Origin of the sequence: Pseudomonas sp. Ant30-3 (genome assembly GCF_000690905.1) — a bacterium.
Lineage (GTDB): Bacteria > Pseudomonadota > Gammaproteobacteria > Pseudomonadales > Pseudomonadaceae > Aquipseudomonas.
The window spans coordinates 1-16519 of record NZ_JMCL01000062.1 but is presented as its reverse complement, the minus strand read 5'-3'; the positions used below and the strand labels follow the sequence as shown (position 1 = coordinate 16519).

Below are 16519 nucleotides of genomic sequence, written 5' to 3'. Positions count from 1 at the left end.
GCGGTGGGTCAGGCAACATCGCTGCTGACTGTGCCGGCCTCATCGCGAGCAAGCTTGCTCTTACGGGATGGTGGTAGACCACAAATCCTCTGCACACCGCAGCTCCTACGCAATTGTGTGCGACCGCAATTTCAGGAGTGGTTACAGGCCTTTGCGCGCCAGATCCGCGCCTTGCTTTACGGCATTGCCGATGATGCTTTCGATGTGCTGATCGGTCATCGATTGCAGCGCCGCTGCGGTGACGCCGCGGTAGGCCTCGAGGGTGTCGAGCATCTGTAACGGGTCGTTATCGGCCAGCAACTGCCCGCCGCCGACCACCACGCCATGGGCGGCGCGATGGGCGATGGCTTCGGGAATACCGGCGAGAATCGCCTGGCTGACCAGCGCTTTGTACAGCAGCGCCGGAAACGCCGGCCCGGTACCCGACAAAGCACTGAGGTAGTCGATGCAATCTTCGTTCGGCACTTCATCCGCCGTGCCCACGCACTCGAACATCTGCTGCACAAATTGCCGATCGTGTTCATCCAGCGCGCCGGCACTGAACCACGGGGTGTACGACTGGCGTATTTGCACCGCAGCATTCGGCATCGCCCGAACCACCCGGTCTGCTCCGGTAGCTTCGCAGATCAAAGAGGCAGGCACACCCGCCATCAGCGAGACGACCGTTTTGCCTCGCGCATGGATCGTCAACTCGCGAAACTGCTCGGGCCTGATCGACAGAACGACAATGTCACTCAGGTCCACCAACTGCTGATTATCCGCCAGTACCCGCACCTGCGGCCCGAACGTGCCAGCACCCGAGCGATTGGAAATCAGCAGACGATCGGCACTCACGACGCTGCGCTCCAGCAGCGATCTGGCAATCGCCCGCCCCAGCATCCCGGTGCCGCCAATAATCCCCAGCGTCTTATTCTGCATCGGGATCCGCCTGCGCAAAGGTGTCGACCAGTGCCACAAACACCCCAGGCTCTTTCTCCGCATAACCGAACTTGCCGAAAAAGCGGTCGAGCTCGCGCCGCTTAGGAACCTTGCCGGTAAACACACTGACGTACTGCGGAATGCGCCGAAACCGCACAATCACGTCTTCGTTGGTTTTCATGGAGATGTAACCGATCTGCGTCAGGTAAATCGTCCGCGCCCGTGTGTCAGCGGCCTCAGGCTCGTAGCCAAAACGGCGGAACATCGCCGCCAACGCGTTGATCCGCGCCTCGTCGGCGCGCGCAATTTCGGCGGTTACCTCCTCAGACTGCAGCGCCCAACTGCGCACCGCGAATTCGAATTGCGAGTCGAACAACTCAGGATTCAGCCAGCATTCGAAAACGTTGAGGATCGCTTCGCTAATGCTCTCCGCATAGCTCTCGCTCTGGGTAAGCAGCCCGCCGGTGTTCTTGTCGCGCCAGCGTGCCAGCAGCGCGGCCAGCAGCTGTTCGCGGTCTGAATAAAACCAGTAGAAACTGGTGCGCGACAGGTTCAGTCGCTTGGCTAGCGGCATCACGCGCACCGCGTCGACCCCGGATTCCTTCAGCGCTTCATAGGCTGCATCCAGCCAGCCATCGACCGAGCCGCGCCATCCCGCATCCTGCGCCTTGGTGCGCGTTTTTGCTGCTTGCGACATGTTCGGAATCCACCCTGAAACAGAAATTCTGCCCCACTTTACCGCGCGGACTCCATTGCGTACACAACCTGTACACCGACGTACATTTTCTCGGCAAACTCAAACGCTCGCTTGCGCTACCTTCGCCTCGCGTCCTTTGAAGGCCAGGCCGAAACAGAAAAATATTGCCAGGGCAAAACCCGCCGGGAACAGCCAGATGCTCTTCCAGTCATGTCCGTCGGCCATTGCGTAGTGGTCGGTTACCTGCCCGGCCACCCAGAAACCGATCAGCATGCCCAAGCCATAAGTCGCCAAAGTAATCAGCCCTTGAGCCGAACTTCTGAAGCGCTCCGACGCTTTTGCATCGGTGTAAATCTGCCCCGAGACGAAAAAGAAGTCATAGCAGATGCCGTGCAGCGCGATGCCAGTGAACAGCATGAACGCCAAATCACCGTTATTGCCGAAGGCGAACAGCACATAGCGCAGCGCCCAGGCCAGCATGCCCACCAGCAACGCAATCTTGATGCCGAATCGGTGAATGAACAGCGGCAACAGCAACATGAACAGCACTTCGGACACTTGCCCGATGGCCATCTTCGCGGTCGGATTGGTCACGCCGATTTCCGCCAGGAACGGATTGGCGTTCTGGTAATAAAACGCCAGCGGAATGCAGATCAGGATTGACGCAATGAAAAACACCAGGTAACTGCGATCCTTGAGCAAACCCAAGGCGTCCAGGCCGAGCATTTGCTTGAGCCCGCCGCTGCCGGTTTCCGGCGGCAACGGTGCGGTGCGCGGCAGGGTGAAGCTGTACAGACCCAACACCAGTGAAGCAATCGCCGACATCAGGATAGTATTGCGCAAACCACCCGAAGAAATGGCCCCCTGCGAATCCCAGGCAAAGACAAAACTGATCACCACGCCGGCCACGATCCAGCCGATGGTGCCCCACACACGGATGCGCGAAAACTCCGCCGCCGGGTCGCTCATCTGGCGGAACGCGACCGAATTCACCAGTGCCAGAGTCGGCATGTAGATCATCATGTAAGCCAGCACGAACGGATAAAAAGTGCTGAAGTCCGGCGCTGCGTAGAGCTGATACAGCAGCACCGCGCCCACCAGATGCAGCACGGCGAGGATCCGTTCAGCATTGAAAAAACGGTCAGCGATCAGCCCGATCACGAACGGCGCGATGATCGCGCCCCAGGACTGGGTCGAGAACGCCATGCCGATCTGCCCGCCAGTGGCGCCCAGATTGCTGGCGAGGAAGGTTCCGAGGGTGACGAACCAGCCGCCCCAGATAAAAAACTGCAGGAACATCATGGCGCTCAAGCGCGCTTTCATCGTGGTCATAACGGGTCACCGTCTTATTGTTTTTGTTGTTGGATAATGATGATTGCGGCGCCCGTCAGGCGTCAGGCAATCCCAGCAAGCGTCGATTGAAACCTTCGTCGGATTGCACGCTGACAAAATCGTCGAAAGCCTTTTGCGTCTTGTTGATCATGTGTTGCTCGATGAAGGCAGCCCCTTGCGCAGCGCCCTGCGCGGAGTCCTTCAGGCAGCATTCCCACTCCAGCACTGCCCAACCGGCGAAATCGTATTGGGTGAGTTTGCTGAAGATGGATTTGAAGTCGATCTGGCCATCGCCCAGCGAGCGGAAGCGCCCCGGCCGATCAACCCAGCCCTGATAACCGCCATACACACCGGAGCGCGCGTCGGGGCGGAATTCGGCGTCCTTGACGTGGAACATGCGGATCCGCTCGTGATAGCGATCAATGAAGCCCAGGTAGTCCATTTGCTGCAGCAGCAGGTGACTCGGGTCGTACAGGATCGCGGCGCGTGGGTGGTGATCGACCGCCTCAAGGAAACGCTCGAACGAGGCGCCGTCATGCAGGTCTTCGCCGGGGTGAATTTCGTAGCACAGGTCAACGCCGGCCTCTTCGAAGCAGTCGAGGATCGGCAGCCAACGCTTGGCCAATTCGGTGAACCCCTGTTCGACCAAACCGCTCGGCCGCTGCGGCCACGGGTACAGGTAGGGCCACAGCAGCGCCCCGGAAAATGTCGCGTGCGCGGTCAATCCCAAGCGCTGACTGGCACGCGCCGCCAGCTTCAACTGGTCGATCGCCCATTCGGTCCGTGCTTGCGGCTGACCGCGCAAATGCGCCGGGGCGAAGTCGTCGAACAGTGCGTCAAATGCCGGGTGCACGGCCACCAGTTGGCCCTGCAGGTGCGTCGACAATTCGCTGATCTCGACACCGGCTTGTGCGCATACGGCTTTGAGTTCGTCGCAGTATTCCTGGTTGTCGGCCGCACGGGCGAGGTCGATGAATTGCGTGCCCAGCGTCGGTAGCTGAATCGCCTTGTAGCCTTGTGAAGCGGCCCAGTGAGCGATATTGCTCAAGGTATCGAATGGCGCTTCGGCGGACATGAATTGCGCGAGAAATATTCCCGGGCCGCGCAGGCCTGGCTGTGCAGTAGCGTTCACGGTTGGGTGCTCCGGGTGCGTGGGCAGACCAGGTCGGTCCACTTGGTGTTGCCACGGTGATTGGCGATTGCCGCTTCGATGAACGCCATGCCGCGCAATCCGACATCAATGCCGGGTACGCCGGGCGCCTCATTGCCGGTGACCTTGCTGCGAATGGCCGTGGCGAAATCGCCGTAGAGATTGGCCATGGCTTCCAGATAACCTTCGGGATGGCCTGCAGGCAGGCGCATCCGCTGGGTTGCGGCTTCACACAGCCACGGCTGGCCGACACCGGAACGCAGGACGCGCATTGGCTGATCGAGGGCACGATGGATCAGGCTCGCCGGTTCTTCCTGGCGCCATTCAAGACCGCCCTTTTCGCCATAAACACGGATCTTCAACGGGTTTTCTTCGCCCGCGCAAACCTGGCTGGCGATCAGCACACCGCTCGCGCCGTCAGCCATCTTCAGCAGCATGGCGGCGTCATCGTCCAGTTGCCGGGTGGCTACATGGATATTGAGCATCGCGCACAATTGCGTGACCGGTTGATCCGCGACGAACTCGGCCAAGGAAAAAGCGTGGGTGCCGATGTCGCCAATGCAACCGCCCAAGCCGGAATGCTCCGGCTGATCGCGCCAGCCCGCCTGCTTGTTGCCCTGCCCCGCGACATCCTCGCTCAGCCAGCCTTGCGGGTATTCAACGATGACCTTGCGCAGGGTGCCAATCGCGCCATCGCGAACCATCTGCCGTGCCTGCCAGACCATCGGATAACCGAGGTAGGTGTGGGCCAGGCCATAAAGACGTTTGCTGTCTTGCACCACTGTTTTCAGCGCAAGCACCTCGGCCAGGTTCAGTGCCGCGGGTTTTTCGCTGAACACATGGAAGCCCGCTTTTAATGCCTGAGTGGCAATTGGTGCGTGCAGATGATTGGGCGTGACGATGATCAGCAGTTCCATGCGCTGCTCGGCCGGCAGCGCGGATTCGCTATCAAGCAGCTGCTGCCAATCGCTGTAACAGCGTGAAGCCTCAAGCCCAAGCTGCGCACCGGTGCTTTGGTTGTTGCACGTATCGCGACTGAACGCGCCGCACACCAGCTCGAAACGCCCGTCGAGACCGGCCGCCTGACGGTGAGCCTGGCCGATGAAGGCGCCTTCGCCACCGCCGACAAAACCGATTCTTATTTTTGCCACTGGAACATTCATCGCAACGCTTCTCTGTTTTTCCGGCAGTTTCAGGCTTAAGCTCAGCTGACGATGTAACCGGTTACATCATGGGCGAAATTTAAGCTGAGTTTTACTGAGTGTCAAACACCGGCTGACCAACGCCGGCACATTTCAGGCTTCTGTGTCGCTGCGTTAAACTCGCCGGCCGCACTGTGTTCAACGAGGTGAACTTGTCCAATATCCGTGAAGTAGCCCGCCTTGCCGGGGTCTCGGTGGCGACGGTATCGCGAACCCTGAAGTCGCCGGAACGGGTGCTCCCGGAGACGCGGGACAAGGTCAATGCCGCTGTGGAACAGGCTGGCTATCGTCCGAATCTGATGGCCGTGCAGTTTCGCTCGCGGCGCACCGGCAATCTGGTGATCCTGGTGCCGGCCATCGCCAATACGTTTTTCGCCCGGGTGATCAGCGGCGCGCAACAGGCCGCTCAGCTCGCCGGCTATCGGCTGTTGCTGTGCGATACCCAGGGGCGCGAAGAAATCGAACGGGAATTCGCCGAGCTGGTGTACGCCCATCAGGCCGACGGCGTGATTCAGTTGCGCGCCTATGACCCGTTCGAAGCGCCCTTCCCCAGCGCCGAAACCCCACCGATCGTCAATGCCTGCGAAGTGATTCAAGGCGGACGCCACCCCACCATCAGTCTCGACAACCGCGCCGCTGCCAAGGCAATGACCGAGCACCTGATTGAACTGGGCCACCGCCGCATCGGCCTGATCAAAGGCCCCAAAAGCAGCCCGCTGACCCGCGACCGCGTGGCCGGCTATCAGGATGCGTTGCGCGAGGCGGGTATCGCCAGCGACACCGGCCTGATCTGCCACGGTGATTTCACTTTGAAGGCCGGTCAGGACGGCGCCGCTGAAATGCTCGCCCTCTCCGACCGCCCCACGGCGCTGTTTTGTGAAAACGATGAAATGGCCATCGGCGCGTTGAAGCGCATCAAGCAATTGGGCCTGCGCGTGCCCGAGGACATTTCATTGGTGGGCTTTGACGACATTCCTTTCGCGCAATACTGCGACCCGCCGCTGACGACCATTGCGCAACCGGCCGAAATTTTTGGGCGCAAAGCCGTGGAAATGCTGATCGCGCTGATCGAGAAAAAGCCGCTTGAACAACGGCATGTGATCCTGCCCTTCGAGTTGACCTTGCGTAACAGCACGGCGGCTGTCAAAGCGCGCGACGATCAGTCACCGGGGCGTGTTGCTCCATCAACTCGGCGATCCAGTCGATGAACACGCGCAACTTGATACTGATGTGTCGATTTGGCGGAAAAGCCACGTACACGGGCATCGGATCGAGTCGCCAGTCCTCGAACAACGGCACCAGTTCGCCTCGCGCGACGTGCGCCTTGGACATGTAGTCGGGCAACCACAACACGCCCATCCCGGCCAGGCCCGCCGCGAGGTAGGCATTGCCATCGTCAACCGCCAGCACGTAGCGCCCGTTGACGTGAACGCTCTCGTCGCCCCGGCTCATGGCATACGGCAGCGCTTTGCCGGTGCGCGCCCATAAGTAGCCGACGATCCGGTGGGCCGAATCCTCGAGCGCCTGCGGGTGCATGGGCGTGCCCAGGCGTTGCAGATAACCGGGCGCTGCGAACACGCCAAGCTGCAGATCACCGATCCGCCGCGCCATCAGCGATTGATCGGTGAGCTCACCGCCGCGCACCACGCAGTCGACGTTCTCGCGGATCAGATCGACGATCCGGTCGCTGACGCCCATGTCGATCTGGATGTCCGGGTAGCGCGCGTGAAAATCCGGCAGCGCCGGCATCAGAATCATCCGTGCAAACGGGCTGGGCACGTCCACCCGTAATCGGCCGCGTGGCAATGCTGCTGCGGCAGACAAACCCGTCTCGGCATCATCCAGATCAGCCAGCAGTTTGACCGCACGCTCATAGAATGCCGCGCCGTCGGCGGTTACGTTGACCTTTCGCGTGGTGCGGTTGAGCAATTTGACGCGCAGCCTGGCCTCCAGTTGCTGGACCAGTTGCGTCACGCTGGTCTTGCTCATGTGCAAAGTGTCCGCCGCCTTGGTGAAACTGCCCGTTTCGACTACTCGGGCAAACGCTTGCATCGCATCGAAACGGTCCATTTACATTCCCGGGATTGTTTGAGTTTTACAAACAGTGATGGCTAGAGTTGCTGGTTTATCCCATGGCTACAAGCCCCTTAAAGTCTCTTCATCGTTAATTGAGGAGATACCCACATGACCAATACCCGCGATGTAGTTTTTCCAGCTGGCCGCCAAGCGCTTTACGAGCTCAACCGTTACTCACCGGCGGTTCGCGCCAATGGCTTCATGTTTGTGTCCGGGCAGGTTGGCAGCCGTGAAGACGGCTCACCCGAGCCGGAACTGGACACGCAGGTACGGCGAGCGTTTCAAAATCTCAACGCCGTTCTGGAGGCAGCCGGTTGTACGTTTGACGACGTGGTGGATGTGACGGTGTTTATCGTTGATCCGGCCTCAAAGTTCGAACAGATCTGGAGCATCGTGCCGGAGTTTTGGGGCAACGCCCCGTTTCCGAACATTACGTGCGTCGGTGTGACCTGGCTGTACGGGTTTGATTTCGAGATCAAGGTAATTGCGAAGTTGCCGCAGGGGTGATGTGGGCGTCTTGCCTTTAGACTGGCGTACGCAAGATCTGTAGGAGCCGAGCTTGCTCGCGATGACGGGGTGTCAGGCGACGGTTGTTTTAAGGGTGTACACTCGGTGCCTCGCCCTGGCTGTCAAACGCGGTGCAGTGCGCCTGCGTGATGCATCGCCAGGCGGCCGGTCTTGTCGCTCTTGACCTCGTATTGAGGTTCGTCGCGTGAGGCCGGCCGATGTTTGCCCATGAACTCGACGTCTTTGACGTGCACCTTGGTGACCTTGCCATGGATCTGGCCAGCCTCGGAGTTCCAGTGGACAGCGTCGCCAACCTTGAATGAAGGGGTCATGGTGTTCTCCTGCAGTCACAGCAATGGTCAGGGGATTGCTAAATCCGACACCTCGGGCGGCTGGAACGTTTCAAGATACGCCAACACATCATCGATCTTCTGCGCATCGCTCATGCCCCAGAAAATCATGCGAGTGCCGGGCACCACCGCTTTGGGATCTTCGAGGTAGGCAGTCAGGGTTTCGCGGGTCCAGACGATACCGGCAGCTTTCATCGCGTCGGAGTAGACATAGTCGGTAGTGCTGCCGGATGCCCGCCCGAAAATACCGTTGAGCTGCGGACCAAAGGAACCCCGCGCCGACTCACCCACCTGATGACAACCACCGCAGATCCGCTTGAACAGTTTCCCGCCGTCCTCGGCATCACCGGCAGCGTAGGCCTGCTGGCCGAACAGTGAGGTAATGAGCGCCAAAGTGCAGGTGGTGAGTGAGGCTTTGTTCATGTAGAGGTCCAGATCGGTTGTTCCAAGTGTGCAAAGAATGCCCAAAGTATTCGCCATGTTCTCACACACGAAAACCAAAAAAGCCCCGCAGGCGCAAACCTGCAGGGCTTTTTCTGTGGCTCCCCGGCTTTTCAGCCAGCGGAGTTTTTCACCATCCGCTCGCTTGCAGGCGAGCCAATGCCATTACTGAGCGTTTTTCAACTTGATCACATCGCCGGACACCGTGGTGGTGTAGCCGGTCAGTACGTACGCCCAGAACCAGTTTTCCTGGACCTGGGTGTTGATCAGTGCGTCGCCGCCCTTGGCTTTGATCGCGGCTTCTTGGGCGCGGATGAAACGGTTGTTATGGCGAATCGGGATGCAGCCGAACAGCAGCATGCCGGTGGCGCTCGCTTCGCTATGGCCAATCACGGTGTATTGGCTGGCGTCGTACTGACGGGACTTCATCGGGACGCCGGTGCAGCCTGTCATGATCAAACCCAAGACGCTGACGGCAAGCACTTTGCTGAGGTAATTCACTGAGTAACTCCATGAGAAAACGCCCGGGATCCATCTCTCGGGCGGCGCACACTCTAGCGGAAAAGATGGCCAGATGATATCGCTCGATAGCCGTCCGAGGCACTGGCAGCGACCTTTCTTTGCGCATACCATGCCGCCACTCCTGCCGTCAGAATGTGCTCATGATCAAAGCCAGTTTGCGTAGCCGCCTCACTATATGGTTTGCCGGTTTGTCGTTGCTCACCTTGCTGAGCGTGGGCTTCTACGTCGGCCACATCGCCACCGGGCAGATGAAACAGGCCAGTGGCAATGCGCTCTTGAGCACTGCTCGTTCAGCTTCAGAACTGCTGGGCGCGCAGTTGCACGAACGGCAACTGGAAGTTTCGCTGCTGAGCCGCGCCCCGCTGTTCAGACGTGGCAAACTGGACGATCCGGACATCCTGACGTCGATGGAATTGCGCTCACAATCCCGCGCCGAATATGCCTGGATGGGCGTGGCCGATGCCGAAGGGCGTGTACGCCAGGCGGCGAGCGGCTTGCTGGTCGGCCAATCGGTGCAGGCGCGGCCATGGTTCCAGGCCGGCTTGCGCGGCGCCTACACAGGCGACCCGCACGAGGCTGTTTTGCTCGCCAAGTTGTTACCGGGTAATGCAACAGGCGAGCCGCTGCGTTTCATCGATTTCGCCGCGCCGATTCTCGATAATCGTGGCCAGGTGGTCGGGGTGCTGGGCGCCCACGCGCATTGGAGCTGGGTGACCCGGATCGTCGATTCAGCGGTGCGCAAAGGCGCGATGCCGGACGTCGAAGCGCTGATTGTCGACCACGACGGTAAGGTGCTGTACCCGGAAAATCTCATGGGTGAACAGCTGTCCAACCTGCCGACAATGTCGAGCGACGCCGGCACAACGCCTGGCTGGTCGGTGGGCAACGGCTTCCTCACCAGCATTGTTGCTGTGCCTACGCCGGCGGGCACCGACCTGACCTGGTACATCGCCGTCCGCCAGCCGCTGGACATTGCGCTACAGCCCGCGCGCGTGCTGTTTTACGAACTGCTGATGCTGGGCGTAGCGGCGGCGATCGTCTTCGCCTTGGTCGCCTATTACCTGGCCCTGTCCCTGAGCCGTCCCATTGAGCAACTGGCCAGGTCAGCCCTACGCGTGCAAAACCAGCAAGCCGGGGCGACGTTTTCGCTGAATCACCCGGTACGGGAAATTGCCCAGTTGGGCCAGTCGATGCATGGCATGACTCAATCGTTGCTCGGCAAGGAACGCGAACTGCAGGAGGCCAACGCCTCGCTCGAAGCCACAGTCGCGCAACGCACCGCCGCCCTTACCGAGGCCAACGCCGAGCTGTTGAAACTGGCGACCCACGATGCCCTGACCGGCGCGTTCAACCGTCGACGTTTTGATGAAAAACTGGCCGAGTACAGCCTGCTGTTTCAGCGCACCGGGCGCACGTTCGCCTTGCTGGTGATCGACGCCGACCACTTCAAAAATATCAACGACACTTACGGTCATGACGTCGGCGATGACGTGCTGCGGCAATTGGCCCAACTGATTCAGAGCAGCACCCGCGTCACCGATTTCGTTGCCCGTTACGGCGGTGAGGAGTTCGCGGTGCTGCTGCCGGATATCGAAGCGCCGGAGAGCCCGGAGGTCGTTGCCGAGAAGATACGCGCTGCGATTGCCGGGGCGACTTTCGATACGGTGGGCAAAGTCACCGTCAGCATTGGTGTCGGTCTGGCAAGGCTGTCGGACGGCACCACGACGGCGCTGATCAAGAGAGCCGATCAACAGCTGTATGAAGCGAAGCGCGCGGGAAGAAACACGGTGGCGTTCAATTCGGGAGACAGCGGCAAACCGATTATTTCCTGACGCCCGCTGCCGATTTATCAAATCGTCGTTTTCAGGGCGTTGTACCAGTGTGCATAGGGCGTATTGGCAACCTTGTGCCGATTGAAGTCGGGACTGCCGTCGTCCCACCAGACGGGGCCCCGCTCGCCCAGCCCTACCTTGGCGGTTTGCACCCGTGCTCTGGCCGCCTTCATGTGCGCGGGGTCGCCGCTGGCTTTCGCAGCCTTGACCTCACGGCGCGCGGCCATCAATTCGTCGACGAGTTGCTGCCGCGCTTCCTCGCTCAGGGAAGGATCAGAGCAGCGCCATAATTGTTCCTTGACCACAAAATAGCGACCGTCCGGCGTCGTCGGGTTCATCTTCGATACTCCTGTTGCAACGGCATGAACTCGCTCATTCGCGCACAAGGTAGCAGATCGACAATCAGCAGGCGGCATGTGATCCAGATCACATTGTCCTTGATGGGCTACGGTTATCAGCACGGACAGGCACTAACCGCAGGCATCCCTGTCTCTAACTGCAACGCATTACCAACCCCCGGTATGAGTGCCGCAGCGGATTGCACCAGCCCGTAGGAAAAGGATTCGTCGATGCCTGGACGCCAACAGCCGGAGTCACCGCCAACAATCCCGCCTGGAACCGCAGCACCGAAACCGGTCAGGGCCGGCGCAACATTCCGCCTGATCGTCAGCTTTATGCTGCTGGTCATCATGGCCTTCGTAACCGTCGAGGGCTGGCGGATCTGGCGCGACTATCGCTCGGCTTTCGCAACGGCCCGGGACTCCGTGACGAACCTCGCACGCGCCACGGCCCAACACGCGGAAGATGCCATCCGGCAGGTGGACATACTGACCGCTGCCCTGAGCGAGCGCGTGGAAGGCGACGGCTTGCAAAATATCAACGTCGCGCGTATTCACAATTTGCTGGTTCAGCAATCGAAGATCATGCCGCAGCTGCACGGGTTGTTTGTGTACGGCGCAGATGGCCAGTGGATCGTCACCGACAAGCAAGAGACTCCAGAACCGGCCAACAACGCCGACCGTGATTATTTCCAGTACCACCGCACGCATGACGATCGCAATGTACGCATCGGCAAAGTAGTCAGAAGCCGCTCCACCGACGATCTGATCATCCCTATCTCACGCCGCCTGAATAACCCCGATGGTTCCTTCGCGGGCGTGCTGCTGGGGACAATCAAGGTCAGTTATTTCGTCGATTACTACGGCGACTTCAAGATTGACGACAAGGGCGCGCTGGTTCTGGCCCTGCGCGATGGCACGATTTTGGTGAGACGCCCGTTCATCGAGTCCGTGGTGGGTAAAAGCCTGGCGAACAGTGAGATCTTCAGGCGCTATCTGCCCATCTCCAACGAAGGCGTCGCGGAAGTCAAAGCGGTTGTCGACCACACGGATCGTCTCTACGGCTACCGCGCGCTGAGCACCTACCCGCTTGTTGTCGAAGCCGGACTTTCACGCGATTCGATCACGGCCCCGTGGTGGCGGGACCTGCTGAAATCCGGGTTGGTGCTGGTTTTCCTGATTCTGGTTCTGACGGTCTTCGGCTTGATCGTGCTCAGCCAGCTGCGCCAGAGAATGGCCATGGCCCGCGAGATACGGCACGCGCATCAGGCCATGCGGGAAATGGCGCTGACGGACAGTCTCACTGGCCTGGGCAACCGTCGGCGCCTGGATGCGGCGCTGATCGATGAAATCCGTCTGGCAAAACGTCAGGGCTCAGCGCTCGCGCTGATCATGCTCGATGTCGATCACTTCAAACGCTACAACGATGCCTATGGCCACGCCGCCGGTGATGACTGCCTGAGCGCCGTCGGCCGCGCGATTCAGCAAACGCTCAAACGGCCCGGTGACCTTGCCGCCCGCTATGGTGGCGAAGAATTCACTGTGCTGCTGCCGAATACCGACAGCGCCGGCGCAGTGCGAGTGGCCGAAGACATCCTGCAGGCCATTCGTGCGCTGAATATCGAGCACGCCGGGCATCCGTTGGGCAAAGTCACAGCCAGCGCGGGCATTACCACGGGGCACCCGGCCACGACTGAGGTGACCTCGGCGTCGCTGCTCAAATCGGCTGACCGCTGCCTGTATCTGGCCAAGCAGCAAGGCCGCAACCGTTGGTGTTCGGATGACCGGCCGGTTGAGCGATCCAGCGGTGGATAAGTGCCGGCGTCGCGCTTATAGCGGGCAGTCCTCGCGGTCCAGACGCTCGCGCAGAAATTCCACCAACGCCTGCACCGGCCTTGAGCCCTGACGATGCTGCGGATACACCGCTGACAATGTCAGCGGTCCTGTCCGAAACTCATCCAGTACGGTGACCAGGCTCCCCTCTCGCAACGCCGCCCCGACGATGAACGTCGGCAGGTAAGTTATTCCGAGGCCCGCTACCGCCGCGTCCTTGAGCACCTCGCCATTATTAACCCGCATCCGCCCGGCGACATTCACTGCCAGCGGCTTGCCCGGCCCTTCGAAACGCCATTGCACCTGTCGACCATGGCCATAAGGCAAACAATCGTGCCCCTGCAAATCCTCAGGCTTGAGCGGCGTACCGCGCTCCTTCAGATACGCCGGGCTGGCGCAATACACACGATCCACAGAGGCAATCCGCCGGGCGATCAGTGTTGAATCCTCAAGGACGCCAATGCGCAGCGCCAGGTCATAGCCTTCGCCGAGCAAATCCACCGAGCGATCACTCAAGTCCACTTCAACAGTGACGTCCCGGTAGCGCTGCAAAAACAGTGGCAGCAAACAGCCCAGATGCGCCAGTGCAAACGACAGCGGCGCACTGACCCGGATCGTCCCGCGCGGCTCGCTGGTCTGCCCGGCGATGCCCTGCTCGACTTGCTCGACATCACCGAGCAAGCGCAATGCCGACTCGTAGTAGCTCTGCCCCAGGGGCGTGACGTCGAGTCGCCGGGTCGAGCGGTTGAGCAGGCGCACACCCAAACGTTCTTCAAGCTGCATCAGGCGACGGCTGACGAATTGCTTGGACAGGCCGAGCTGATCAGCGGCCGCGGTGAAGCTCCCCGAGTCCATGACCTGGCAAAAAATACGCATATCTTCGAAAGGGTTCATTGTCACGCCTTGGTTGACAGTCAAACACGTTATAGCGGCTTTTTCACTTTCGAGCATCCTATTAATCTGTGTCCACGGTGCTGATGAAGCCCACCTCCATGTGACCTCACCGATTAATTAAAAAGGATTTACTCGATGAACATCGTCAAAAAAACCTTGGCCGCCTCCTTCCTCGCTCTCGCCGTCGGCAATGCATCCGCCGCCGGTAGCCCGGGTGTCGAGCACAACACCCAGGCGTTCCTCGAAGCGCTCGCCGCTGGTGGTGGCAAACCGCTTGAACAGCTGAGCCCGAAAGACGCACGGGCCGTACTGACCGGCGCGCAAGCATCGGTGAAGGTCGACCTGTCGGGTGTAGATGTCAGCGAGCGTGCGATCAAGGTTGACGGCCAAACCATCAAGCTGAAAATCGTTCGGCCGGCCAAGGTCAAAGGCGAGTTGCCGGTGTTCATGTTCTTCCACGGTGGCGGCTGGGTATTGGGCGATTACCCCACTCACCAACGTCTGATCCGCGACCTGGTGGTCGGCTCCGGTGCGGTGGCGGTGTACGTCGATTACACGCCGTCGCCAGAAGCGCAGTACCCGACCGCGATCAACCAGGCCTACGCCGCGACCCGCTGGGTGGCCGAGCATGGCAAGGAGATTGGCGTCGACGGCAAGCGTCTGGCAGTGGCCGGCAACAGCGTCGGCGGCAATATGGCAGCGGTCGTGGCCTTGATGGCCAAAGAACAGAAAACGCCGGCGATTCGGTTTCAATTGTTGATGTGGCCAGTGACCAATGCGCAGTTCGACAGCGGTTCTTACCAGCAATTTGCCGAGGGCCACTTCCTGACCAAAAACATGATGAAGTGGTTCTGGGACAACTACACCACCGACGCCAGCGAGCGCGCACAGATTCACGCCTCGCCGTTGCAGGCCAGCGCCGACCAGCTCAAGGGCTTGCCCGCCGCGCTGGTGCAGACCGCCGAGTTCGACGTGTTGCGTGACGAAGGCGAAGCCTATGCCCGCCATCTCGACGCGGCGGGCGTGCCGGTCACGGCGGTGCGCTACAACGGGATGATTCACGACTTCGGGCTGCTGAACCCGCTGAGCCAGATCCCGGAAGTGAAGGCTGCGGTGCGTCAGGCGGCACTGGAACTGAAGACGCATCTGAACTGAGTGCTTCCCCTTCGCCACACCACAATGTGTGGCGAAGCTTCTGTTCTGTAGGAGCCGGCTTGCTGGCGAAGGCGCCCGCAAATGCGCCATCGCCAGCAAGCCGGCTCCTACGAAAAGCGATTGCGCACCCTTCTCCCTCTTCTCCCCGCCGTCCGGAGTCATCCCATGTCCTTCTTCCTCGCTCACCTGCTGTCCTGGAGTGCCCTGTTGCTGGTGATTGACACGGTGCTCTGGCATGTTGCGCCGTTCACCCATCGCGTCACACGGGTCGGCGTGCGTCTGGCGTTGTTTGTGCTATTCAGCGCGCTGATCATCAACGCTGGCGTCAGCCCCTTGCAGGCGCCGCTTTTGGCCGAGGATCGCGTGGCGCAATTGGGCGCCACGGCGCTGGGGATTCTCTGGTGGCTGTACGCTGCGCGGGTCCTCACCGAAGTGATCGGCCTGGTGCTGATGCGGCGCATCGGTCACAGCGGTCGGTTGTTGCAGGATGTCATCGGCGCGCTGGTGTTCCTGATCGCCATCGTCGCAGCGGCGGGTTACGTGCTGGAACTGCCGGTGAAAGGTTTGCTGGCGACCTCGGGGGTCGTCGCAATCGTTGTCGGCCTGGCATTGCAAAGCACGTTGAGCGACGTGTTTTCCGGGATCGTCCTCAACACCACCAAGCCGTATCAAGTGGATGACTGGATCGCAATCGACGGCGTCGAAGGCAAGGTGCTCGACATCGACTGGCGCGCCACTCACCTGCTCACCAGCGCCGGCAGCACGGCGGTGATCCCGAATTCTGTAGCGGCCAAGGCCAAGATCGTCAATCTCAGTCGGCCCAATGACCGGCACGGCGTGTCGATCAGCATCATGGTGCCCAATCACATTCGCCCGCGTCGGGTGCTTGATGCGCTGGAGCGCACGCTGCAAGGCAGCAGCCGTTTGCTGCTTGATCCGGCACCAAAAGTCGTGCTCAAAGAGACCGGCGAAACCATGTCCGAGTACGTTGCGAGCGGTTTCATCGCCGAGCTCGGGAAAAAGAGTGAAGTGCGCAATCAGCTGTTCGACCTGGCGCACCGACACCTTGAAGCGGCGGGTATTTCCCGTCAGCTCGATGGCGTGATCGAACCGACGACCCGTGCCCGTGCCCTGCTCGATGAGGTGAAAATCTTCCGTTCACTGAGTCAGGACGAACGCGATCAACTGGCGCAGTCGATGGTTGCCCAGCAATATGCAGCGGGCCAAGTGGTGCTGGATCTGGGCGAAGTGCCGGACAGTCTGATGGTGGTT

The 16519-nt window shown here is 60.3% G+C and carries 17 protein-coding genes; 6 read left to right on the top strand and 11 right to left on the bottom strand.

Going from position 1 to position 16519, the window contains the following annotated elements; translation table 11 throughout:
- Positions 1 to 141: 141 nt before the first annotated feature.
- From DU29_RS0116405 to DU29_RS0116385, 5 genes are all read right to left on the bottom strand, one after another.
- Entirely contained in the window at positions 142 to 918 is a 777-nt protein-coding gene (locus DU29_RS0116405) for a pyrroline-5-carboxylate reductase family protein (protein WP_028622645.1), read from the bottom strand.
- Positions 908 to 1615, bottom strand: coding sequence for a TetR/AcrR family transcriptional regulator (locus DU29_RS0116400; protein WP_028622644.1), 708 nt, complete (start codon positions 1613 to 1615; stop codon positions 908 to 910). Before DU29_RS0116400 ends, DU29_RS0116405 begins: the two co-directional genes overlap by 11 nt.
- Before the next feature lie 99 nt (positions 1616 to 1714).
- Positions 1715 to 2947, bottom strand: a complete 1233-nt coding sequence (locus DU29_RS0116395) for a nucleoside permease (protein ID WP_028622643.1) — start codon at positions 2945 to 2947, stop codon at positions 1715 to 1717.
- Positions 2948 to 3002: 55 nt separating this feature from the next.
- Positions 3003 to 4022 carry a sugar phosphate isomerase/epimerase family protein gene (locus DU29_RS0116390; protein ID WP_236645618.1) on the bottom strand — a complete coding sequence of 340 codons (1020 nt, stop codon included), beginning with the start codon at positions 4020 to 4022 and terminating at the stop codon, positions 3003 to 3005.
- Between the two features lie 53 nt (positions 4023 to 4075).
- Positions 4076 to 5260: a Gfo/Idh/MocA family protein gene (locus DU29_RS0116385; protein ID WP_033050594.1), complete on the bottom strand. Its 1185-nt coding sequence runs from the start codon at positions 5258 to 5260 to the stop codon at positions 4076 to 4078.
- A 191-nt stretch (positions 5261 to 5451) separates the two neighbouring features.
- Here DU29_RS0116385 and DU29_RS01000000130035 point away from each other — a divergent pair, with 191 nt between their 5' ends.
- Positions 5452 to 6507, top strand: coding sequence for a LacI family DNA-binding transcriptional regulator (locus DU29_RS01000000130035; RefSeq protein WP_050483113.1), 1056 nt, complete (start codon positions 5452 to 5454; stop codon positions 6505 to 6507).
- Here the strand turns inward: DU29_RS01000000130035 and DU29_RS0116375 are convergent.
- Positions 6443 to 7369, bottom strand: coding sequence for a LysR family transcriptional regulator (locus DU29_RS0116375; RefSeq protein ID WP_028622640.1), 927 nt, complete (start codon positions 7367 to 7369; stop codon positions 6443 to 6445). The genes DU29_RS01000000130035 and DU29_RS0116375 overlap by 65 nt on opposite strands.
- Before the next feature lie 114 nt (positions 7370 to 7483).
- Between DU29_RS0116375 and DU29_RS0116370 the strand changes: the two genes are divergently transcribed.
- Positions 7484 to 7882 carry a RidA family protein gene (locus tag DU29_RS0116370; protein WP_028622639.1) on the top strand — a complete coding sequence of 133 codons (399 nt, stop codon included), beginning with the start codon at positions 7484 to 7486 and terminating at the stop codon, positions 7880 to 7882.
- Between the two features lie 122 nt (positions 7883 to 8004).
- On the opposite strand, the gene DU29_RS0116365 is transcribed toward DU29_RS0116370, so the two are convergent.
- The 3 genes from DU29_RS0116365 to DU29_RS0116355 form a co-directional block, all read right to left on the bottom strand.
- Positions 8005 to 8214, bottom strand: coding sequence for a DUF2945 domain-containing protein (locus DU29_RS0116365; protein WP_028622638.1), 210 nt, complete (start codon positions 8212 to 8214; stop codon positions 8005 to 8007).
- Positions 8215 to 8241: 27 nt separating this feature from the next.
- The gene (locus tag DU29_RS0116360; protein WP_028622637.1) at positions 8242 to 8655 is read right to left on the bottom strand and encodes a c-type cytochrome; all 414 of its coding nucleotides are present in this window, start codon (positions 8653 to 8655) and stop codon (positions 8242 to 8244) included.
- Between the two features lie 183 nt (positions 8656 to 8838).
- Positions 8839 to 9174, bottom strand: coding sequence for a hypothetical protein (locus DU29_RS0116355; RefSeq protein ID WP_028622636.1), 336 nt, complete (start codon positions 9172 to 9174; stop codon positions 8839 to 8841).
- A 161-nt stretch (positions 9175 to 9335) separates the two neighbouring features.
- Here DU29_RS0116355 and DU29_RS0116350 point away from each other — a divergent pair, with 161 nt between their 5' ends.
- Complete coding sequence (locus DU29_RS0116350; RefSeq protein ID WP_028622635.1) at positions 9336 to 11027, top strand: sensor domain-containing diguanylate cyclase; 1692 nt, start codon at positions 9336 to 9338, stop codon at positions 11025 to 11027.
- A gap of 17 nt (positions 11028 to 11044) precedes the next feature.
- On the opposite strand, the gene DU29_RS0116345 is transcribed toward DU29_RS0116350, so the two are convergent.
- Positions 11045 to 11365, bottom strand: coding sequence for a hypothetical protein (locus DU29_RS0116345; RefSeq protein WP_028622634.1), 321 nt, complete (start codon positions 11363 to 11365; stop codon positions 11045 to 11047).
- Between the two features lie 231 nt (positions 11366 to 11596).
- On the opposite strand from DU29_RS0116345, the gene DU29_RS0116340 reads away from it, so the two are divergent.
- Entirely contained in the window at positions 11597 to 13180 is a 1584-nt protein-coding gene (locus DU29_RS0116340; protein ID WP_028622633.1) for a sensor domain-containing diguanylate cyclase, read from the top strand.
- 15 nt (positions 13181 to 13195) lie between these two features.
- Here DU29_RS0116340 and DU29_RS0116335 read toward each other — a convergent pair whose 3' ends face one another.
- Entirely contained in the window at positions 13196 to 14092 is an 897-nt protein-coding gene (locus DU29_RS0116335) for a LysR family transcriptional regulator (RefSeq protein ID WP_028622632.1), read from the bottom strand.
- Positions 14093 to 14227: 135 nt separating this feature from the next.
- Here DU29_RS0116335 and DU29_RS0116330 point away from each other — a divergent pair, with 135 nt between their 5' ends.
- Both DU29_RS0116330 and DU29_RS0116325 read left to right on the top strand, forming a co-directional pair.
- Positions 14228 to 15247, top strand: coding sequence for an alpha/beta hydrolase (locus DU29_RS0116330; protein WP_028622631.1), 1020 nt, complete (start codon positions 14228 to 14230; stop codon positions 15245 to 15247).
- Between the two features lie 165 nt (positions 15248 to 15412).
- A partial coding sequence (locus DU29_RS0116325; protein WP_028622630.1) for a mechanosensitive ion channel domain-containing protein occupies positions 15413 to 16519 on the top strand: 1107 nt, incomplete at its 3' end.